Source organism: Ruegeria sp. Alg231-54, assembly GCF_900143525.1.
Classification (GTDB): Bacteria; Pseudomonadota; Alphaproteobacteria; order Rhodobacterales; family Rhodobacteraceae; genus Ruegeria.
Window position 1 is genome coordinate 13221 of the sequence record NZ_FREZ01000015.1, and the last position, 19939, is coordinate 33159.

The following is a 19939-nucleotide window of genomic DNA, read 5'->3' on the forward strand; positions in this document are numbered from 1 at the left end:
TGCGGACAAAACGGACCTTTAAGGGAAGCCTTCTATAAGAAATTTGAGGTTATGCAGGACACAAACGCTCGCGCATTGCGAGACATGTGCTGCCAATGGGGTAGAAGCTTCAGGGAATAATCGATGTCGAAGTCGACCAACGGTGACTCCATGTAATGCCGACAGCCCGGATACGGGATTGAACCGGGCTTTTTGCACGTTATCACATCGGTGATCTGACCGCTGGAGTTGCGGGAAATATACAACTCTGTATCGTTGTAGACGCTGGTTTCCGGATCTCGGTAGGGCGGCGCATCGGATACAAGCGTTTCCAGTCCAAGTATAGAGTCGACCGCATTAAAATCGGGCACATCAGCGACAGTGTAGCCTCGAACTTGAGTAGCGAAATGCTCAGCGACAGTGACCATCGGCCTATAGTCGGTCAACAAAATACCGACATAGGGCCCCTCCTGACGTTTTAGCAAAAGTTCAGGTGGCCAGGGCGTGAATCTCTCACCGTGAACCCGCAGAACCTGGCCTTCCCGCGTCGTGTCGTCCCGTAACTTAAGTAGTGGATCGAAATAACCGCGTGGAATGCTAAGGCGAACTTTCTCTGCGCCAGGCTGCAACTCAAGAAAAACAGTTAGATTGGTCGAGTGATCCGAAGGGCAAATGAACGGCGATGGCTCGAAAGTAGACGCATCGTAGATTTCAGCGGTTGACCGGGACGTGGCGGCTACCACAGCGAGTATGCCGACGACTATCGAGATGGTCCGGAGGATTACATTCCGCATCCACTCAAAGTAGAAAACCCATACTAAAGATTCAAGCATAGCGTTTCACGTTACTCCGATAAACCTATGTCGTAGAAGGGCTCTTAACAGTCCTACCCACCACCTTTGTCTGCATCGTACTTTCTGCACTTTTCCCCCACCGGGCAATGGCGACCATTTGACCAACTAATTTTGTCGGATTTCCTTGCATCCTCTCGGGAATCGTTTAATTGACAATTTCAGTCGGATTACTACGCCGCACATTTCAATGTTGGGAGTTATGATGCTCAAATCCTCGACCTGCTTCGCCGCCGCATTGTCGGCCATAATCGCCACTTCTGCCGCTGCTGAGGGTGAGTTGAACCTCTATTCCTCGCGCCACTATGACACCGATGAAAACCTGTACAGTGATTTCGAAAAGGCCACCGGCATCACCATCAACCGCATCGAAGGCAAAGCCGACGAGCTGATCGCGCGGATGGAAGCCGAAGGTGCGAACTCGCCCGCGGATATTTTGCTGACCGTCGACACCTCGCGCCTTTCTCGGGCCAAGAATGCTGGCATTCTGCAACCGATCGAAAGCGCCGTTCTGGAAGAGCGCATCCCGAACAACCTCCAGGATAGCGACAATGAATGGTTCGGCTTCTCGCAACGTGGCCGCATTATTTTCTTCGACAAGGAAAACGTCGCCAACCCGCCGGCGACATATGCCGATCTTGCCAAGCCCGAATACAAGGGTCAGGTCTGCATCCGGTCGTCCAGCAATACATATAACCAGACCTTGTTGGCTTCGATCGTCACCCATGAAGGCCCCGAGGCCGCCAAGGCATGGGCCGAAAGCATCGTGGCCAACATGGCACGCGAACCACAGGGCGGCGACACCGATCAGCTGCGGGGTATCGTATCCGGCGAATGCGACATCGCGGTTTCAAACACCTATTACTTTGCCCGTGCAATCCGCAAAGATGTCAAAGGTGTTTCGGCCGATATCGACGCAATCGGTTGGGTCTTCCCGAACCAGGACAGCTATGGCGCGCATATGAACCTGTCCGGTGCAGGTGTTGCCGCAAATGCACCGAACAAAGAGAATGCCGTTCTCTTCCTCGAATATTTGGCAAGCGACAGCGCCCAGCAATATTTCTCGGCCGGGAATGACGAATTCCCCGCGGTTGAGGGCGTCGCACTTGCGGACTCGGTGAAATCGCTGGGTGAGTTCAAAGCGGATGAGGTCGTCCTGTCCGACGTCGCCGAAAACCTGCCGACAGCACAAAAGATCTTTAACGAAGCCGGCTGGAAATAATCCAGGCAAAAACCAGAGCAGTATGAAGGGCGCAGGTTTTCTGCGCCCTTTCATTTGGTGGTTGGTTCAGAACCGCACCCCAAACCCAACTGAAAACCCGGAAAATGAATCGGCGATAACACCGTTCAGCATGACGCGCGCGCCCTCGACGGCGGGCAACCCGATCTTTGTGGTATCGACCTCAATTCCGACACCGACCGTCGCCAGCCAATCCGTATCCAACACCATCGCGCTGTCGCCGTGGTAAAGCACAACGCCCCCATCCAAAACCAACTTGGACGGACGGCCCAGCAGCTTGACCTTATCAAGTGGATAACGATAACGCGAAAACAACGTCGTCTGGTTCGAATTGGCGCGGGCATCCCCCGCTTGCGGTTCGTTTATCGGATAGAACTCCAAAAACGTCTGACGCAACCTATACTCGGCCTCCCAACGGCCGAATTGTGCCTCGCGAAAGACGCTCAGGGACGCCCCGACACCAAAGGCATTAAGGTTACCGTCCACTGCGCCTGCCCCATTCGAACGGGACGGAAACAGCGGAAAATTGGAAAACACCGCATCGGTGGTGACATGGCCAAGCGACAGGTGCGCAACTGGCCGGATGTACCAGTTATTGGTAAGCGGAAGCTCCCACCCGACGCCAAGGGTCGCGGCGATGCTTGACCATGTCACATCCAGCTCGGTATCAGAGCCAATCTCGGGAAAAATCACCAGCGGGTTATAATTCTGATACGCAAACTGGCCTTCCAGATACAGGCCATTGCCCAACGGTTTGAACCCGCCGCGAAGTTGCGTGGACCGCAGATTTCTCGCGTCACCAGATGCGCTCAGAAAGGACAGGGACGATAGTGTTTCGTTCGGTGTAGCCGCGACGCTCAGCACCGCAAGCGCGGCCCGGGCGGCGGCTTCAGAGGCGTCGGGATCAAGGTTTTGCGCGGTGGCAGGCTGGGCGAAACTCCAGATCAAAAACGATGAGTACGCAACAAGTCTTTTCAATCGCGGGTTCGCCTGTCGGTTTTTTGTCGACTGCCAAGCACATCGTTATTGACGCGCAATGCGTTTGACAGATCGTAACCCAGTCTTTGCTTACGAAAAACTAAAACAACGATTTCGCGGCCACGAATTCTGAGGACTTGTATTTTGGAAACACTCGGTCGCGATGACGTTTTCAGCGACCATCCCGAATGTGATTTGGTATTTTACCCCGAAACGGGTTCAATCGTGTCAGGAGATTTGTCATGAAAAACCCGGAAAGTTTCGAGAAGTTCTACTTTGCCAAAGTTGGCATGGGTGAAGCCTGCGGCTGTGCCGAGAGGGTGATTGATGTGTTCGAATTCAATCGGCAAGGCGGCGCACAGTCCACGCGCGCAGTGAAATCAGAAAAACGCAAACGTCGTTCATTCCGATCCTGGGCCATGAAATACGGGTTGCTGAGCCGCAAACCCCGAACCTGATGCTTGTCGCCCATCTGTGGGACGGTGCCATGTCTCAGTTAGGTGCTTTATGATCAGAATAGGGGGCCTATCGGACCTGCAAGAACCCGCGACACTCCTCCAGCTTTGGTATCCGAGACTCCGTCCTCAATTGAAAACGACGCGGTCAGCGAACACCGCTGCCCGGACCTTCTAGGGTCTCGCCCAAACAACACAGGCTTGGGAAACGGCCCGGCGAATACGGAAACAAACTTGCAATCACCCCTACAAGCGTAGTCACCTGAGATGGAACGGGGGGGGAGAATGTCGATGAAGCCATGGGCTATCGTGGTTTGTCTGTGCAGTACGCTGGCTCTTGCTGCATGCGCCCCCAAAACGCGCAGCTATGAAAAATCTGTTTCGTCGTCCTTTGCGACCCCCGCAAACAGCGCCCTGGTGCGCGCGGCCAACCGGCTTGGCGATCCCAAGGATGGGCGGTCCGGGGTAAAACTGATCAGTGATGGGGAACAAGCGCTGGTTTCAAGGCTTTTGCTGGCCGCTGCGGCCGAGCATACCATCGACGCGCAGTACTACCTTTTGCACAATGACCCCACGGGCCACCTGTTTGCGGCCAGCCTTTTGCAGGCGGCAGACAGGGGCGTTCGTGTCCGGCTGCTTTTGGATGACATGGACACGTCCAGCTACGACGCTATGACCGCAGCGCTGGACTATCACGAGAATATCGAGATCCGGCTGTTCAATCCCTTTTGGCGGGATCAAAGCCTGCTGATTGCGGGTCTGACAGACTTCAAACGCATCAATCGCCGGATGCACAATAAATCCATGACCGCAGACAACATCTTCACGATCGTCGGGGGGCGCAACATTGGGGCCGAGTATTTCCTGGCCCGGGAAGAAATGAACTATGCCGATCTGGACGTGCTGGCGGCAGGCCCAGTCGTGACTGAAGTTTCCCAGAGCTTTGACTCCTATTGGAACAGTGAATTTGCCGTTCCCGCACGCGTGGTTGTTGGACAACCGGATTCGTTTGACCTGAACGATGCGCGCGCAAGGCTGAATGAGTTGGTGGAGGAAGCAAAACAGACCCAGTACGGCGCTGCGCTCAGGAAATCCGCACAAGAGAATTTTGCCGACGGCGCGCTGCGGCTGAATTGGGTCCCCGCGCGTTTGTATGCGGACCCGCCTTCAAAAGCTGCGGGCGTTGAAACGTCCGACCCCATTCTTGCATCGCAATTGCTGCCGTATTTTGAAATTGCCAGCAGCGAGGTAAATATCATCTCGGCCTATTTCGTGCCGCGCAACAATGGCGTCCGATGGATGACCGAGTTGGAAAATCGCGGTGTGGACGTCAAGGTCGTGACCAATTCCTTAGGGTCGAACGACGTCGTGCCGGTCTATGCCCATTACGCCAAGAAACGCAGGGCGTTGCTGCGCGGTGGGGTTGAGCTTTATGAATTGCGGCCAGATGCCTATCAGGTTCAGCGTCGCGGTATCAACTGGGCGCAATCCCGGTCCGGCCTGCATTCCAAGGCTTTTGCCATCGACGACCGTTACCTCTTTGTTGGCTCATTCAATTGGGACCCGCGATCTGTGAACATCAATACCGAAATGGGCATTCTGATCGACTCGCCCACGATGGCCGTTCAAACGATGGGTGCATTGGACGCGGCCCTGCCCGCCTACACATACCAGGTGACGTTGGAACGCGCAGGCCAGCTTAAATGGAGAACACGAGGAGCGGACGGGGAAATACTGGAATACGATTCCGAGCCCACAGGGTCGGTCTGGGATCACATCGTCTCTGGTTTTCTGGGTATTTTGCCGATCGGATCACAGCTTTAGGCCCGCAAGTAACGACAAACGCGACCGATCATTCTTAGGTTTACCGCTGCAAAAGGCTGAAAGGACATTCACTGTGAAGTATTACAAGCTTTATGCCGATGCTGCTGGCGAAAGCCATTGGGATGACATTGACGTCAACCTCGAGGACCGGAGTTTCGCCCCTCCCGCGCAGGCCATCGAGGTATCCGAGCCAGAGCGCGTCAAACAGACAATGTTTCTGCGGCTTCGATCCGGTTGGAACGAGCCCATCCATCCGACCCCGGTGGCGCAAAGGCTGATATGCCTTGCAGGCACAATCCGCGTCACTGCAAGTGACGGAAACTATCGTGACATCGGCCCCGGCGACGTGTGGCACATGGAAGACAAGGTGGGAAAGGGTCACCACACCAAGGTCACAAGCGATCAGGACTTTGAAGCCGTCATAATTCAGTTCGAGTAACTTCGGCGATCCGAGGCCGTATTCGAACCCCCAGACGGAACGTTCACCGGAGGATGGCACCGTTTCGACCTGGAGGTTACCGGCTATGTCTGCTCAACTCCGGATCCGAACTATGTTTCGGTAAAGCCAATGTTTGAAATCAACCTTGCCTGCAGTCGCATCGCTTCGTCATCAACCGGTTTTTTCTTTTCGGCGCAAGTCCTGAATTCCGCCAGCGTCCAACCAGCTTCTCTTTCCGCCGTCAGCAAGGTGGTCGACATATCCGCCGCTTGTACCGCAGGATAGCAAAGGAAGTCGGCGGCGATGTTTCTGCCAAAGCCGCACGTCCGAATGTCATCCTTTATTGTCGGGTCGCGCTCAAACCTCGCCAACCTGACAAAGTACAATTTGAGCATTGGGAGCTCCTTGAACCGGGTAAAAAATGTCCCGGCTGTATCCCATTACTTTATAGGTCTGCGAAACACTACTGACCTGCCCGACCAATTCCGGCATCCCGAGTTTCGGATCGATGGTCTTTTACGGAATGCTCGTCATTGATCGCCACGCCTTGCTTGCGCACCAGAAGGGCAAAAAGTCAGATCTAACCATGTGCCCGCACCTAGGACTACTTTCGGCAGGCTGTTTAGAAACGCGTCAAATCTTGCGCTGTTAGCGGATCACCAGCTGGTGCTTCTAGCCGGCCGATCTGATCAAGCGATCGCCCTGACACATCCACCTTTTCTTCCTTTGTTAGCCGGAACCTATAATTCAAGATCACTTGATACAGTTCTTCGACGCTCATACCGGTTGTTTTCCATGTCATTTCTTGCTGTCCACCGCCAAACCCCTACCTGTCGTTTACCGGCGCAGGTTTTGACGCTGAGCGGCTGCATGAATGCTGTGAAGAGAAATCTCATTAAATCAGCTGTTTAATCGTCTTTGGACATTGGGCCGTCGCGTCAGCACGAGATTTGCTTTCATTGAATCAACAAAGGTCTTGATTTTCGCTCCACCTCGTCTGATATTTCTGTCATGACAGAAATTTATGACATAACGAAATCTGACGCTGCCAGCCAATTCATTCTCTATTGGGGTGATATGGGCAATCAATGGGGCGTCAATCGCTCTGTGGCGCAGATTCACGCGCTGCTTTACCTTAGCTCCAAACCTCTTAATGCCGAGCAGATCGCCGAGTCGTTGGGTATTGCGCGATCCAACGTGTCCAACTCGCTCAAAGAGCTGGTGAACTGGCGCCTCATTCGCCGCATTCCGGTGCCAGGCGACCGGCGCGAGCATTATGAGGCCGAAGTGGATGTCTGGGAAATGGGGATCCGAATCGCCCAAGGGCGCAAGGAACGCGAGATTGATCCGGCGACACAAGCCCTGCGCGCGTGCGTGGCCCAGGCTGAAACCGAAAGCAGTCTTGACCCAACAGCATTGCGGCGCATGCAGGACATGCAAGAGTTTCTGGCAACCGCCGATGCGTGGTTCAGCGACATGCTTACGGTGCCCCGTCCGAAACTAGTGATGTTGATGAAAATGGGAACCAAAGTCGTTTCCCTGCTCAGCTTCACCGGAGGCAAAAAAAGCAGCTAAAAATTTGTCCCATAATTTCTCTTTTGACGGAAAAAACAGAATGATCGAAATTAGCAAAAAGATAGCGCCGCCAGGCCCGAAGCCGGCTCAACCGCAATCCGATGCGGTCAGCAGTCTGGATGATCGGTTCAAGAACTTGCTGGGGGCTTCGGCATGGTTTCGCCTGCCCAAAGCGATTCAGCGCCGGTTCAGCAAGCGTCTGCTGGGGGATGCCAGCCTTGCCTATCAGGGCCGCGTGACCCAAATGCGGATGAACCCCGCAGGGCGCGCGCTGGCCTTTGCCCTGCGCGTGATCGGGGCACCGCTGCCGTTTGATCGCACCTCTGTCGGTCGATCCGCCGTGGTCACCGTCACCGAAGATGCGGCAACGGGCGGGCAGTTTTGGATCCGGCAATATGGTCGGGCGGCCGGGTTTCCACAGATGGTCGGCAGCTCCAAACGCTTTGCCGGGCCAACCGGATTGGAAGAATATATCGGCTTTGGGATCGGCATCTCGCTAAGGCTCGAAAGCACAGCGAACGGTCTCTATTTCGTCAGCGACCGTTACTTCCTGAAACTGGGGCAAAACCGACTGCCTCTGCCACGGTGGGTCTGTCCTGGGGGGCTTGTGGTCGGCCACGAAGAACTCGGGGGTGGGCAGTTCCGGTTCACCTTGGAATTGGCGCATCCGCTTTTTGGCCAGCTGATCTGGCAGGACGCAACCTTTCATGATGCTGAGATTATCGGAGGTGTCCTGTCATGAACGTCGTGATTATAGGCGGATATGGTGTTTTCGGATCCCTGACGGCCCGATTGCTGGCACGTGATGGGCATCAGCTTTGGCTGGCCGGGCGACACCCTGAAAAAGGCCGCTCTCTGGCTCAGGAACTCGGGGCGCAAACCCTGAAGTTGGACATTGGCAAAGCACCAGAGGCTGTTTTCGAGGTTAAGCCAGACGTTGTGATTGATGCGGCAGGACCGTTCCAACACTATGGTGATGATCCGTATAAAGTCCCGAAACTCTGTATCGCTCATGGCTGCCACTATCTTGATCTGTCTGACAGCGCCAAATTCACGAAGGGTATTGGTGCTTTGAACACCGAAGCAACAACCGCAGGTGTTTTTGCCCTTTCCGGTGCGTCCAGCGTACCCGGTCTGTCTTCCTGTATCGTCGAAGACTTGATCGAAGATCTGGATGAAGTTGATGTTATCGACATCGCAATCCTGCCAGGTAACCGGGCACCGCGAGGCATGTCCGTTATCAAGAGTATTGTCAGCGGTGTCGGACGGCGGCATCAGGTGTGGCGCAATGGTGCCTGGCAAACAACTAGCGGATGGACGGATCGCAAGTTGTATGAGTTGGAACCGGGTATGAGGCGCGCCGGATACAGCGTCGAAGTTCCCGACATCGCACTGCTGCCGGAAAAGACAGGCGCGAAGAGCGTCATGTTTCGTGCAGGTCTGGAACTTCCGTTGATGAACTGGGCATTACATCTGCTGGCTAAACTCAGGCAGCACGGGCACTTTGAATTACCGGCCATTGCCTATTCTGCGCTCTACATTCTTTCAAAAGCGCTTTATCCCTTCGGAAGTGACCGAGGCGGTATGCAGGTAAGTGTTTCCGGCAAGCGCGCCGGGCAGAGCCTGACCCGAAAATGGAAGCTGATCGCGGAAAAGGGGCACGGTCCTTTTGTTCCCGGTGTCATGTGCCGCGCGATCCTGCGAGAACATGACAACGTGAATGCAGGTGCGCGACCCTGCCTGGCAGAGCTGACAAGGCCCCTGGTTAAGAGAGCTATGGCAGATCTGGAAATTCGTACTGAGATCGTCGACCTGATGGATCAAAGCACAACTGACCCAAGAGGCGACGTGCAAAAGAGCAAACGCTCAGGCAATTCGGACAGGCAGCGCCTAAACACAGCAGCACCTTAAAAGAACCTGAACTCGAATCAAAAACGGCAAATAGTGGCATTTTGCGATACGCCATACAGTTCACTTAATTCAAGATTTGACGCATTGGTTAATAGGCTGGTCCGCAACCTTGTATTTCAGCCTAGATAACAATCGCGGCAAGGACCTCAGCTAAGAGGACCTCATCAAAATCTGCACATCTTGGGCAGGGGAACTGCGCATTCACCTGTCACTTCTGGCGGCATGAAACACTTGACCGCAGATACACTGGCATGGGGCGCCTTCGCGATTGCCTCAGCAATTCTGGCCGCGCAACCTTTGCAATGGCTTGTTCGAAGCTGGCTTAGTCCGGCTTATGGGTCTTTTGGGTATGTCTATGTCCTACTGATTTTGGGCCTGGCCGGGATGAGCTTGCTGAGCGGCTGCCGGAAAGAGGCAGGCTCTGACGTTCCAGCGATTGCCTTGTTGCTCTTGGCGGCTTTGATCCGGTTTCTGGGGCAGGTTTTGGCGATCAATATTCTCAGCGCTCTTGCGCTTGCTTTGGATGTTTTTGCGCTGGTCGGGTTGCTGCAGCTGAATCGGCGCCCTTTTGCGCTGTCGCCGTTTTGGATGGCCACGCTGTTCTTGTTTTCCTTGCCGACCGAAATGGTCTTGCAGCGCACACTTGGGTTCCCGTTGCAGATGGTTTCCGCGGAACTGTCCTGCCACATGCTCAGTGCACTGTTCTCGAATGTTGTCTGCGACGGCGTGCGCATCACCTTGGAACAGAGAGATATTCTGGTGGACTTGCCGTGTTCCGGAGCCTCGGGGCTTTTGCTGTCGCTGGCCTTCGTGGTTACGCAAAACGCAGTTATGCGCCCGCGATGGCATGTCGGTGGCCTTAGCCTGTTGGCCGTGATCGGATGCGCCACCTTGGGCAATAGCCTGCGCATTTCGCTGCTGGCGATTGGGCTTGCACGTGGTCTGGATGTTATGGCCGAGCCTTGGCACAGCCTTATCGGGCTGGTGACCCTTGGCCTGACAGTTGCGCCTTTTGCCTTGTTCTATCGGCCCCGCACCAGAAACACGCACAAAAGCCACGCACATCCCAAGCAGTTCATTCTGCCCAAACCCATCAGGGCACTGGCGGGGTTTGCATGCCTGATCGGCAGCATTGCGATCGTGTCTCTCAAGGCAAACCCAGTGGATGTTTCAGGCAGTGTCGTAACTCCGAATCTGCCCGCACAAATCCAAGGATATCTGGGGCAGAAAGTGCCCCTGACACAGATGGAAGCTTATTACTTCGAAGCCTATGGCGGACACGCGCAAAAGGCTCAATTCGGTCCACTGGGGCTGAATGTGGTCAGCACGCGCGCGCCGCTGCGACATCTGCACGCCCCTGAAATCTGCCTGCGGGGTCTTGGCTACAAGGTTCGGTTTCTGGGCACACGCTATGACGGCGCGCCCAGCGCCTACTACCGTGCCACCGGCCCGGACGGGGACCAATGGCTGATTGCGGTCAGCTACGTCGCACAAAACGGGCAAGTCACACCCAGCGTGGGCGAAGCGATCTGGCGCTGGCTGAACGGGTCCGGCGGCACCTGGAGCAGCGTGCAAAGGATCACCCCATGGGCCTTGGACACGAGCTTGCGCGCCCAACTCGACGCTGCCGCGATTGCAGCGCTCGACATTCACACCATCAAAGGAACGGACATATGATACGGTATTTTGCTTTTATTTTTCTGCTATTCCCCGCGGTTGCGTACACCCAGCCGGAAGACGACATCGCGGGTCGATTGATCGGCAGCGGAGCTATTGGTCAATTGGATCTGCCCCTGCTGAAATCGGACCTTTCCGTTGATATTCAGGGCGATATGGCAACCGTTCAGGTGCGGCAGGTGTTCATAAACCCTTCGGACGATCCGATGTCGGCGGAGTATCTGTTCCCCCTCAACCAAAAAGCCGCCGTCTACGCGATGCAGATGCAGGTGGGCGACGAAGTGATTGAGGCGCAGATCCAACAAAAGCACGAGGCCGAACAAACCTTTGAGACAGCAAAGCAAGAGGGCAAAGCCGCTGCTCTTTTGACCCAGCATCGTCCCAACATGTTCACGCAGAACGTCGCCAATCTGATGCCGGGGCAGCCGATTACCGTGACGCTGAGTTATGTGCAGGCCGTCCCTAAGATAGACGAAGCTTATGAGCTGGTACTCCCTCTGATCGTCGGGCCGCGATATCAAGGGGCGGTGAATTTTGACCAAACGTCTCAGGGCGTTGAGTTGGCTGATTTCCATAGTGAAGAACAGGTCACTTCTACCGTAACCGAAGTCGATGGCTGGACGGTTTCCGAGCTACCGCAATACCCTCTGGTTCCGCGCCTGACGAACCCCGATACAATTGAACCCGCGCGGGTCTCGCTGAACCTCAATCTGCGCGGTGCAGTTCCCGTTTCCAATCTGACAAGCGCCACGCATGATCTACAAGTCCAGGAGTCGGAGGGGGTAATCAGCGCCTCTTTTAAGCACGGGCGGGTGATCGACAACCGCGATCTTGTTCTGCGCTACACACTTGGTGGTGATGAGACGACAGCCGGAGTGCTGGCCCACCATGATGACCGGGGTGGCTTTGTATCGGTGCTGGTTGAGCCGCCAAAAATCCCGCAGTCGGATCAGATATCTGCACGAGAGCTGGTCTTTGTGCTGGACACCTCGGGATCTATGGGCGGCGCGCCTTTGGATGCCAGCAAGCGGTTTATGGAGGCCGCGTTGAAAGGTCTGCGCCCCGAGGATTATTTCCGCGTGATCCGGTTTTCCTCGGGCGCGTCCGAGTTCGCGTCCCAAGCCGTTCCTGCCACACGCGGTAACATCCAGTCCGGTTTACGCTACGTGCGCAGTCTGCGCGCCGGGGGTGGTACAGAAATCGACAACGCAATCCGTCATGCCTTTGCAACGCGGCAACCTGCCGACACATTGCGCATCGTCGTCTTCCTTAGCGATGGGTATATTGGGCAGGAATCCCGCGTGTTGCGCACAATCCGGCAACAGATCGGCGATGCGCGTATCTATGCCTTTGGCGTGGGTACTGCAGTAAATCGCTATCTGTTGGACGCGATGGCCGAAGAAGGGCGCGGTTATGCCCGCTACGTTGATCCGACCCAGCACGCCTCGGATGTCGCCGACACACTGGCCCGGGATCTGAAATCGCCGGTGCTGACGGATGTATCCATTGATTGGGGTGGGTTGAATGTCACCGAAGTGGTGCCACAACATATTCCCGACCTGTTCGATGGCGGCTCAATTCGGGTTTTGGCTCGGTACGAAGGTGGCGGGCCTGCGGACATCACGATCAATGGCCTGGTGCAAGGTAGAAAAGCACAGATGTCACTCTCGACAGTCCTGCCAACAGAATCCGGTCCAGAAAGTGATACGCATCAGGACACTGCGATCCCACTGACCTGGGCACGTTCCAAAATCGCAGATCTTGACCGCGCCATGGCGGTGCAGGCCGGCGATCCCAGAAAGATTGAAGCGCAAATCACCGATCTTGGGCTGAAATTCAACCTTCAGACGCAGTTCACCTCTTTTGTTGCGGTTTCAAAAATGGTCGTAAACCCCGACGACGCGCCAGCAGATGCCAAGCCGGTGGCCTTGCCGCAGGTGGCGGGCGTTGGCCCAGCAGCATATCCCAAAACAGCGTTCAGCGGGTCTTCGACACCCGAGCCGCAAACGATTTTCGGACTGATAATGCTGATGGCTTTGGGCGCGCTGCGCCTGAGCCGAGGCCGGAGGGTTTCGGCATGAGAGCGATACCCTACAAACTGCGCACCGATGCCTGGTGGCTGGGGGATGATTTCACCTGGCGCAGACAACAGGTGCAAGCTCCACTTGACCCGGACAATGGCAGTATGATCTCTGATCGTGACTTCGGTAATATTTCGACGGCGGACGCATACAGTGAACAACATCCTGATCGTAGATGATGATGCCCGTATTCGCGATGTCGTACGCTTTGCGCTGGAAGAATCCGGCTTTCGAACAACCGAAGCATCCACTGGTCAGGACGCATTGGAGGTTTTTAGCAATACCCCGGCCGATCTGGTCGTGCTGGATATCGGAATGCCCGAAATGGATGGGTTGGAGGCCTGCCGGGAATTGCGCAAAAGCTCAACCGTGCCGATCCTGTTTCTGACGGCGCGAGATGATGAGATTGACCGCATTCTGGGGTTTCAGCTTGGTGGCGATGACTATGTCACCAAACCCTTCAGTCCGCGTGAACTGGTGCTGCGGATCAAGGCCATCCTTGCCCGCTCAGCCGACATTAAATCGCCGGACGACGTGACGGTCTTTCAGGATCTGCAACTGGATCATAGCGCGCATCGCTGCACCCTTGCCGAGGCCGAGGTCCAGCTGACCGGGATCGAATTCGCGGTCCTGTCGATCCTGGCCAAAACACCAAGCCGCGTCTATGCGCGCGCGCACTTGATCGAGCTGGTTTACGGCCACAACACCTATCTGTCTGGTCGCACGGTGGATAGCCATATCCGTAATATCCGTCAGAAGGCGCGCACTTTGGGATATCCAGATTTGATTCAAACCGTGCACGGGGTTGGGGTGAAGCTGGGCGTTTGCCAGTGCTGACCGTAACGCAAAAATGGCGACCGCCGCTTGCGCTGGTGATTTCGCTGGTCTGCATCGCCCTTGTGACCCTTCCGATCATTGGTGTTTTGGGTGCCCGCCTGTCCAGCAACCAGTTCGCACGCGAAACCGAACGCAGTCTTTTGTCTCAGGCCGTTATCTTTGGCGAAATCTATGCCACGGCCTTTTCTGAGATCCAGGCCGCACCCGATGTCGGCCACAGTTTATCCACTGAGCAGATGGAACGCCTTACTCAGGACTTTCATCCCATCCCAGCCAGTTTGGATCTGTTTCGCGGTCAGGTCTCGCCGCCGCGCCCCGACCCGGTTTCAAGTGATGAACCGCTGGACGCGCCGTATTCGGAGATCTCTCAATCACTGTCACAGCTGGCGAGGTCGGCTAAGAAAACCACTCTGTCGGGGTATGTTTTCATGGATCACTCTGGGCGGATCATCGCCAGCAGTGGATCAGCCAGCGGGTCTTTTCTGCATGTACCCGAAGTGTCGCAAGCGTTGGAGGGTGAAACCGTTTCATTGCTGCGACAGCGCGATGACACGTCCAATCGGCACCTGCTGAACTCGATCAGTCGCGATACCTTATACCGCGTGTTTGTCGCCCACCCGGTGGTGTTGAATGACAGGGTCATCGGGGCCGTTTACCTGTCGCGTACGCCAATGGACCTTCGGAAATTCCTGTTTCAGGAACGGTTCACGCTTGGCTCTGTCGTGGTGTTCATGCTGGTGTCTGCAGCTGTGGTCGGTTGGATGATGTGGCGGCTGATCTCGAAGCCAATTCGCGATCTCAGCTGTCAAAGCCAGGATGTCGCCAGCGGGTTGAAACCGATCCCCGATCCCGTGCAGCACTATGGCGTGAAGGAACTGGCGGAACTGGGTAACAACGTCGTTTCGATGGCTGCAACCTTGTCAGAGCGGTCGACTGCGATCGAGACTTACACGAGCCACGTAACCCATGAGTTGAAATCGCCGGTCACGGCAATTTTGGGTGCGGCAGAGCTGTTGTCTGATGGGCCGTCAGCGGTATCCGGTGATCGCAACCAGAAACTGGTTCATAACATTCAGCAAGAAGGTCTGCGTATGAACGCCTTGCTGAGCCGTCTTCGCGAACTGGCACGGGCCAGTATTCGAACTGACCCTACCCCAACGTTACTGGCGGATATGGTCCAGGCGGCGTCAGCCGCGTTTTCAGAAAAGGTTGTCGAGTTACAGGCGCCGCCAGAAACGTACCTGCCTTTGTCCAAAGATCAGGGCCATATCGTTCTGCATCACCTTCTTCAAAACGCGTTTCAACACGGCGCAACACGTGTCGACATAAGTTTTGACGCGGCTTCAAACAGCCTGATCGTTTCCGACAATGGTTCGGGCATTTGCCCGCGAAACAGTGCACGCATCACAGAACCATTCTTCACAACCAGACGGGACCAAGGCGGCACTGGTTTGGGCCTATCCATTGTTACCGCTGTTTTGAAACAGGCAGGTGTAGCGATTGAAACAATGACCCCAAAGCAAGGCGCCAGTTTTCGGATCAAGTTTTGAACCTTTGTTGGAAGTGTTTCGTCGGTTAACTTTGAGCCACTTGAGAGGAAAACGCCGTCGCTATTCGATTCACCTGCACTTGGCAAAAGCGGTGTTACTTCCTGCACTTCCAAAACATTAAGCGACTACGAACCCGTTGGAGCGGCCTTGAGTTCACGACCCACAAAATTCAATTGTATCCTTATCGTTACTCACCGGGCGGGGACCCTAAAAAGAGTATCCACGAGGGCTCTGCGTATCTTGAGTTCAAGACCAACAGTTACATTCAACACATTAGTAAACTTAAGAATCAGCTCATGAAATGAGATGGGCGGGGTATTCTCATCTATGGCAGAAACAATTAACAACGTGCCGTCTGCCGGATGGATGACCCCGATTGCACAGATATCCGTTGGATCATTGCGGATAGCCAGTTCTTGGCCGCCACCTATGTCAGCAAACAGTTTTCGTAACGCGTGTGACGAATACTGGATACGTCCAAATTCGATTCCATAGTGATGCAGCTCACGAGATGCACGGCCGTCAAAAAAACAACTGGTTCATTTCATCGGGGATGGTGGTTCCGGAACAAAGAAATCTTCCGTCAGCCGTTGAGCAGCCTTCAGTGGGCTTTCGTTTGTTCTTAGAGCTGCCTCAACCCTGCGCAGCCGCTTTGTTGCAAGAAGATCATGGCGCCGTCTTTGCAGGACAGCTTCAAACTCTTGAAGCGAGAGGCGCGCTTCTTTTAGCCCATTCTTGATACGTTCCTTATTCTTCATCTCAGCGGAAACAGCGGCGCCGGGTAATGTTATGAGGAACTCATTTAACGACCTAAAAAATCGTTCAATGAAGGGTTTTCTTTCTGGATGTGAGGGCAAGTTCGGGCCCATCTCGAGGCAGCAGTTCTGGCTGCACTTTAAATAATAGCTCCTGAGTTTTCGGAGCCCTGATCTGTGACGACATCCAGGGGCGGCCAAAATACTGAAAACTTTTCTCAAATTCGAATTCCTCAAAGAACTCAACATGCTTGGGAGACATCGTTTCCTTCAAGGCCTGAGCTGTCAGGATGGATGCCGGCTCTTTGAGGCTGATTTGCAGGGCTACACAATACCCGGTCGCGCAATCAACGGCAGCACATATCCAAGGACAAAGTACTGCGCCAGCCTTATCCACAACAACAAACAGGTCGACCTGCGTGCTATCCATTTGGATGCGCTCATAGGGAGCTTCTACGCGCGTAAAATGCCCAGCTTGTCCTAAGGTCTACTTTGGATTCTGAGCGACAAATAGCGCCAAATCTTTTTGTACGATTCAGAGACGCGAACAGCAGGGACGATAGAGCTAACTTATTTGAAAAATGGCGACCATAAGGTCGTGAAGCATCCTGAAGGGATCGCTTTGGATGAGCCCAACAGACTTCTCTTCATCCTGACAGATGATGCCAAGAAATCGCGACTGTATGATTTTAGAATCCCCGAATTTTGATCGCTAGAAAATGAAGCTCATACCGCTACGATAACTTCCGCAATTTGATACAGCTTGCTTGGCCTTCATCTTCCTTGTTCCACGCCCATCAGAACCGAACGCTTAGTGGTACGGGCTAACGTCCACCAGCACCTGAAACCGTCGACTCGATGGATCACAAGCCAACCATGCACTGATAAACAAATTGTACCAGTTAGATGCGGCTGCTCAGCGACGGACAACACGCCCTGAAGTTTGTCTGAGTGCCAACATCCTGGCTGAAGCTTTGGCAAAGCATGAGCGCGGATGAGTGGAGAGAACTCGCCCCAAAGCAGCTCTAACAGCGGTCAGTGCCAGCTGTTCAGTCGAGACGGGGAATCACTTGCGGCGCTGCGGCGCATCTTTCCCGATGCGCTGGTTGAAGTAGGACAATCGGGATGGAAGCAAAAACTATTCCTACGCGGGCGATTTCGCTGTCCGCGCGCTCGTGCAGGATCCGGCGGCCAAATTCAAATCGCGGACATTAGCATTCGGGCCAAGTCGTCAGGCCTATCGATCAYCACGTAGTGCCCGAATGGCACCGAAATCTCTGTCCACCCCGACTGATGCTGGTATCGCTCAAAAAACGGTTGGCCAAGCCCTGGGACCCAGTCGGTGGCATAGATGTAGGTCCGCTTTGACAGCTCGGCTCCGCCGCTCACCAGTTGAATCGGTTGCTCAAATGTCTTGATTGGTTGGGCGACATTTCGGCGGTCCACCCACGCACAGTCTGCTCCATTCACCGAAAAAGCCTCCGCTGGGCCCGGCGCGACTTTGCCATCGACGGCACTATCACGAAGCCCTGCCGCGATATCCGCAGGCAAAACATCCAAGGCCGCCTGCCCATCGTCCGGCACGAGCGCATCGAGGTACACAAGTGAGCGAATGTGGTCGGGCGCTTTATCCGCCACTCCGGTGACAACCATGCCGCCATAGCTATGACCGCACAAAACAATGTCAGAGAGTTCTTCGCACTTGATTACCCCTAGGACATCTTCGATATGCATGGCCAGATCGGTTTCGTCACTCACGAGGTGAGCACGTTCACCCAACCCTGTCAGTGTCGGGGTGAAAACGTCGTGGCTCTCCTTGCGCAGAAGGGCGGCTACGCGAGCCCAGCACCATCCCCCTTGCCACGCTCCATGGACCAATACAAATGTCGCCATAACCCGCCCAACTCCGCCGATACTGTAATGACATTAGATTCAACAGGGCCGCCTCGTCCACAGCATCGTTTGGACGTTCAGCGCCGATCCCCTGCATATACACACAGCTCTCGAACCCTCCAATCAAATGGCCATGCTAAAATCATAAATTACGATTTGATTATACATTATGTACGAGTATCCTCCCACATAGAGACAGCATATAGCGCGAAGCCGCAGGAGGTATTGGTGGGTCACGTTAAGTCGTTAGTCGCGATTTCGCTAACTGCATTGGTAACAATATTCCCCAACCCAAGTGTCGCAAACGAGATATCAGAGCAGATTGCTTCTCTACTCGGTGCCAAGTTGGACGTGAGTAGCACGCTACCTGACAGAAAGAGCTTGGATGCTGAAATCCTAGTGCCGCGTTTCTACGATGAGAGGGACTTCACTCCTGCGTGGACACGCGATGAATTGTCAGACGAACTCTTTGATGAGTTGGATAGTGCAATAGAACAGGGCTTCAGACCGGAAGATTTTGACTTAGCGGAGCTTCAAGCCGCATTTAAGGCCGCCCAAAGTGGGGATGTCTCTAATCAAGCATTGTTCGATATTCTGGCAACCGACGCTGCTGTGAAACTGGTTCATCATTTAGTGTTTGGGAAAGTCGACCCAAATGCACTGGACGACGATTGGAACTTCTCAAAACCGGTAATTCAACAAGACCCAGCCGTTGTCCTAAATCAGTTTCTTCAAGGTGAAGGTTTTAGCGCGTTAATCGAACGCATCGATATCGACAATGCGCAATATACGATGCTTGTCGAAGCACTGAGTAAGTATAGGGCCATTGCTTTACAGGGCGGTTGGACCAATGTTTCGGATGAAACCGTTCTTAAACCAGAGATGGTGGACCCTGCTGTCGCTGAGCTGCGCGTAAGGCTGGCGGCAGAAGGCTACGTTGAAACAAGCAGTTCTTCTGAAGATGGCGAAAACGGCATAAATCCAGCTTGGGTTTACGACGATAAATTGTTGAAATTAGTCAAATCTTTTCAGAGTCGGCATGGGTTAGAAGCCGATGGGGTCATTGGCGGTAAGACGTTCGCATCGCTAAACAAACCGGTGGAAGATCGCATTAACAAGCTGCGTCTCAGCTTGGAACGTGGCCGCTGGCTTATGCGGGAAGTCGACGACGAATTCGTGCTGGTGAACATTGCAGGAGCCCGCACATATTTGGTCACATCGGATGGCACGCTTTGGACCACTAGATCAATCACGGGGTCAGCCTATCGAAAGACCCCAGTGTTCCGAGACGAAATCAAGTACATGGAATTCAATCCCACCTGGACCGTTCCCGCCTCGATTTTTCGTAAAGACAAACTTTCGCGCATCCGCAAGGATCCAGCCTATCTGACACGCAACAACTATGTCGTTCGGAACAAGGATGGCAAGACAATCCCCGCAAACGCTGTAAACTGGGGGGCGAAGAACCCCGGCGTGACCCTGGTTCAGCAGCCGGGCCCAGACAATGCGCTGGGTTTGGTTAAGTTCATGTTTCCAAACAAATATGCTGTATACTTGCACGACACAAACGACAAAACCCTTTTTGACCGAAACGAGAGAAATCTCAGTTCCGGCTGCGTTCGCCTTGAGTATCCGTTCGAGTTCGCGAGCCTTCTGATGGAGGGAGAGCCAGATTGGAGCCGACAGAAGATGCAGTCCATTTTGGATAGCGGAAAGACGACGCGCGTTGATCTACCTGAGCCAATGCCAGTTCTTTTGACATATTGGACAGCGTGGGTCGAAGACGGGGTCGTTCATTTCCGCGAGGACCCATACGAGCGGGATGCTCGTATCCTGGCGGCTTTGGACCGATGAGCACGAAATGCGCGGCGCGCGCGAACCGAATTATGTGCCC

The 19939-nt window shown here is 54.5% G+C and carries 20 protein-coding genes; 12 read left to right on the forward strand and 8 right to left on the reverse strand.

All coding sequences use genetic code 11. The features are described 5' to 3' along the window. Nucleotides 1-32: 32 nt before the first annotated feature. Nucleotides 33-773 (reverse strand): hypothetical protein, encoded by a 741-nt coding sequence (locus DHN12_RS20400; RefSeq protein WP_159090091.1) that lies wholly within the window; start codon nt 771-773, stop codon nt 33-35. Between the two features lie 262 nt (nt 774-1035). On the opposite strand from DHN12_RS20400, the gene DHN12_RS20405 reads away from it, so the two are divergent. Then, nucleotides 1036-2052: a Fe(3+) ABC transporter substrate-binding protein gene (locus DHN12_RS20405; protein ID WP_108861892.1), complete on the forward strand. Its 1017-nt coding sequence runs from the start codon at nt 1036-1038 to the stop codon at nt 2050-2052. A gap of 66 nt (nt 2053-2118) precedes the next feature. Here DHN12_RS20405 and DHN12_RS20410 read toward each other — a convergent pair whose 3' ends face one another. Further along, nucleotides 2119-3018 (reverse strand): autotransporter domain-containing protein, encoded by a 900-nt coding sequence (locus DHN12_RS20410; protein WP_159090092.1) that lies wholly within the window; start codon nt 3016-3018, stop codon nt 2119-2121. Between the two features lie 272 nt (nt 3019-3290). Here DHN12_RS20410 and DHN12_RS20415 point away from each other — a divergent pair, with 272 nt between their 5' ends. The 3 genes from DHN12_RS20415 (at nt 3291) to DHN12_RS20425 (ending at nt 5766) form a co-directional block, all read left to right on the forward strand. Continuing rightward, nucleotides 3291-3506: a hypothetical protein gene (locus tag DHN12_RS20415; RefSeq protein ID WP_108861834.1), complete on the forward strand. Its 216-nt coding sequence runs from the start codon at nt 3291-3293 to the stop codon at nt 3504-3506. Nucleotides 3507-3794: 288 nt separating this feature from the next. Continuing rightward, nucleotides 3795-5327 carry a phospholipase D family protein gene (locus DHN12_RS20420; protein WP_108861835.1) on the forward strand — a complete coding sequence of 511 codons (1533 nt, stop codon included), beginning with the start codon at nt 3795-3797 and terminating at the stop codon, nt 5325-5327. 73 nt (nt 5328-5400) lie between these two features. Then, on the forward strand, nt 5401-5766 hold the full coding sequence (locus DHN12_RS20425; protein ID WP_108861836.1) for a cupin: 366 nt from the start codon (nt 5401-5403) through the stop codon (nt 5764-5766). A 110-nt stretch (nt 5767-5876) separates the two neighbouring features. Here DHN12_RS20425 and DHN12_RS20430 read toward each other — a convergent pair whose 3' ends face one another. Together DHN12_RS20430 and DHN12_RS24500 are read right to left on the reverse strand one after the other, a co-directional pair. After that, nucleotides 5877-6161 carry a hypothetical protein gene (locus DHN12_RS20430; RefSeq protein ID WP_108861837.1) on the reverse strand — a complete coding sequence of 95 codons (285 nt, stop codon included), beginning with the start codon at nt 6159-6161 and terminating at the stop codon, nt 5877-5879. Between the two features lie 227 nt (nt 6162-6388). Further along, the gene (locus tag DHN12_RS24500) at nt 6389-6568 is read right to left on the reverse strand and encodes a hypothetical protein (protein ID WP_159090093.1); all 180 of its coding nucleotides are present in this window, start codon (nt 6566-6568) and stop codon (nt 6389-6391) included. Between the two features lie 209 nt (nt 6569-6777). Between DHN12_RS24500 and DHN12_RS20435 the strand changes: the two genes are divergently transcribed. From DHN12_RS20435 to DHN12_RS20465, 7 genes are all read left to right on the forward strand, one after another. Next, complete coding sequence (locus DHN12_RS20435) at nt 6778-7341, forward strand: GbsR/MarR family transcriptional regulator (protein ID WP_108861838.1); 564 nt, start codon at nt 6778-6780, stop codon at nt 7339-7341. A gap of 40 nt (nt 7342-7381) precedes the next feature. After that, entirely contained in the window at nt 7382-8083 is a 702-nt protein-coding gene (locus DHN12_RS20440; RefSeq protein ID WP_108861839.1) for a DUF4166 domain-containing protein, read from the forward strand. Beyond that, nucleotides 8080-9252 (forward strand): saccharopine dehydrogenase NADP-binding domain-containing protein, encoded by a 1173-nt coding sequence (locus DHN12_RS20445; protein WP_108861840.1) that lies wholly within the window; start codon nt 8080-8082, stop codon nt 9250-9252. Before DHN12_RS20440 ends, DHN12_RS20445 begins: the two co-directional genes overlap by 4 nt. Before the next feature lie 222 nt (nt 9253-9474). Next, the gene (gene xrtT / locus DHN12_RS20450) at nt 9475-10929 is read left to right on the forward strand and encodes an exosortase T (protein ID WP_108861893.1); all 1455 of its coding nucleotides are present in this window, start codon (nt 9475-9477) and stop codon (nt 10927-10929) included. Then, entirely contained in the window at nt 10926-13010 is a 2085-nt protein-coding gene (locus tag DHN12_RS20455; protein ID WP_159090094.1) for a VIT and VWA domain-containing protein, read from the forward strand. The genes xrtT and DHN12_RS20455 overlap by 4 nt, the downstream gene beginning before the upstream one ends. Nucleotides 13011-13163: 153 nt before the next feature. Continuing rightward, nucleotides 13164-13847: a response regulator transcription factor gene (locus DHN12_RS20460; RefSeq protein WP_108861842.1), complete on the forward strand. Its 684-nt coding sequence runs from the start codon at nt 13164-13166 to the stop codon at nt 13845-13847. Continuing rightward, complete coding sequence (locus DHN12_RS20465; protein ID WP_108861843.1) at nt 13841-15397, forward strand: ATP-binding protein; 1557 nt, start codon at nt 13841-13843, stop codon at nt 15395-15397. The genes DHN12_RS20460 and DHN12_RS20465 overlap by 7 nt, the downstream gene beginning before the upstream one ends. 191 nt (nt 15398-15588) lie before the next feature. Here DHN12_RS20465 and DHN12_RS25260 read toward each other — a convergent pair whose 3' ends face one another. From DHN12_RS25260 to DHN12_RS20485, 4 genes are all read right to left on the reverse strand, one after another. Then, nucleotides 15589-15900 (reverse strand): hypothetical protein, encoded by a 312-nt coding sequence (locus tag DHN12_RS25260; RefSeq protein ID WP_108861894.1) that lies wholly within the window; start codon nt 15898-15900, stop codon nt 15589-15591. A 36-nt stretch (nt 15901-15936) separates the two neighbouring features. Then, complete coding sequence (locus tag DHN12_RS20475) at nt 15937-16155, reverse strand: hypothetical protein (protein WP_108861844.1); 219 nt, start codon at nt 16153-16155, stop codon at nt 15937-15939. A 64-nt stretch (nt 16156-16219) separates the two neighbouring features. Beyond that, complete coding sequence (locus DHN12_RS20480; protein ID WP_108861845.1) at nt 16220-16582, reverse strand: hypothetical protein; 363 nt, start codon at nt 16580-16582, stop codon at nt 16220-16222. Nucleotides 16583-17349: 767 nt separating this feature from the next. Continuing rightward, nucleotides 17350-18045 carry an alpha/beta fold hydrolase gene (locus tag DHN12_RS20485; RefSeq protein WP_108861846.1) on the reverse strand — a complete coding sequence of 232 codons (696 nt, stop codon included), beginning with the start codon at nt 18043-18045 and terminating at the stop codon, nt 17350-17352. Between the two features lie 228 nt (nt 18046-18273). On the opposite strand from DHN12_RS20485, the gene DHN12_RS20490 reads away from it, so the two are divergent. Continuing rightward, on the forward strand, nt 18274-19899 hold the full coding sequence (locus DHN12_RS20490) for a murein L,D-transpeptidase (RefSeq protein ID WP_234416711.1): 1626 nt from the start codon (nt 18274-18276) through the stop codon (nt 19897-19899). Nucleotides 19900-19939: the final 40 nt, after the last annotated feature.

Coding starts and splice junctions, on each gene's coding strand:
- DHN12_RS20405 (WP_108861892.1), top strand. CDS start 1,036: ATGCTCAAATCCTCGACCTGCTTCGCCGCCGCATTGTCGGCCATAATC.
- xrtT (WP_108861893.1), top strand. CDS start 9,475: ATGAAACACTTGACCGCAGATACACTGGCATGGGGCGCCTTCGCGATT.
- DHN12_RS20440 (WP_108861839.1), top strand. CDS start 7,382: ATGATCGAAATTAGCAAAAAGATAGCGCCGCCAGGCCCGAAGCCGGCT.
- DHN12_RS20455 (WP_159090094.1), top strand. CDS start 10,926: ATGATACGGTATTTTGCTTTTATTTTTCTGCTATTCCCCGCGGTTGCG.
- DHN12_RS20475 (WP_108861844.1), bottom strand. CDS start 16,155: ATGAAGAATAAGGAACGTATCAAGAATGGGCTAAAAGAAGCGCGCCTC.
- DHN12_RS20435 (WP_108861838.1), top strand. CDS start 6,778: ATGACAGAAATTTATGACATAACGAAATCTGACGCTGCCAGCCAATTC.
- DHN12_RS20400 (WP_159090091.1), bottom strand. CDS start 773: ATGCGGAATGTAATCCTCCGGACCATCTCGATAGTCGTCGGCATACTC.
- DHN12_RS20420 (WP_108861835.1), top strand. CDS start 3,795: ATGAAGCCATGGGCTATCGTGGTTTGTCTGTGCAGTACGCTGGCTCTT.
- DHN12_RS20415 (WP_108861834.1), top strand. CDS start 3,291: ATGAAAAACCCGGAAAGTTTCGAGAAGTTCTACTTTGCCAAAGTTGGC.
- DHN12_RS20480 (WP_108861845.1), bottom strand. CDS start 16,582: ATGGATAGCACGCAGGTCGACCTGTTTGTTGTTGTGGATAAGGCTGGC.
- DHN12_RS20430 (WP_108861837.1), bottom strand. CDS start 6,161: ATGCTCAAATTGTACTTTGTCAGGTTGGCGAGGTTTGAGCGCGACCCG.
- DHN12_RS24500 (WP_159090093.1), bottom strand. CDS start 6,568: ATGACATGGAAAACAACCGGTATGAGCGTCGAAGAACTGTATCAAGTG.
- DHN12_RS20445 (WP_108861840.1), top strand. CDS start 8,080: ATGAACGTCGTGATTATAGGCGGATATGGTGTTTTCGGATCCCTGACG.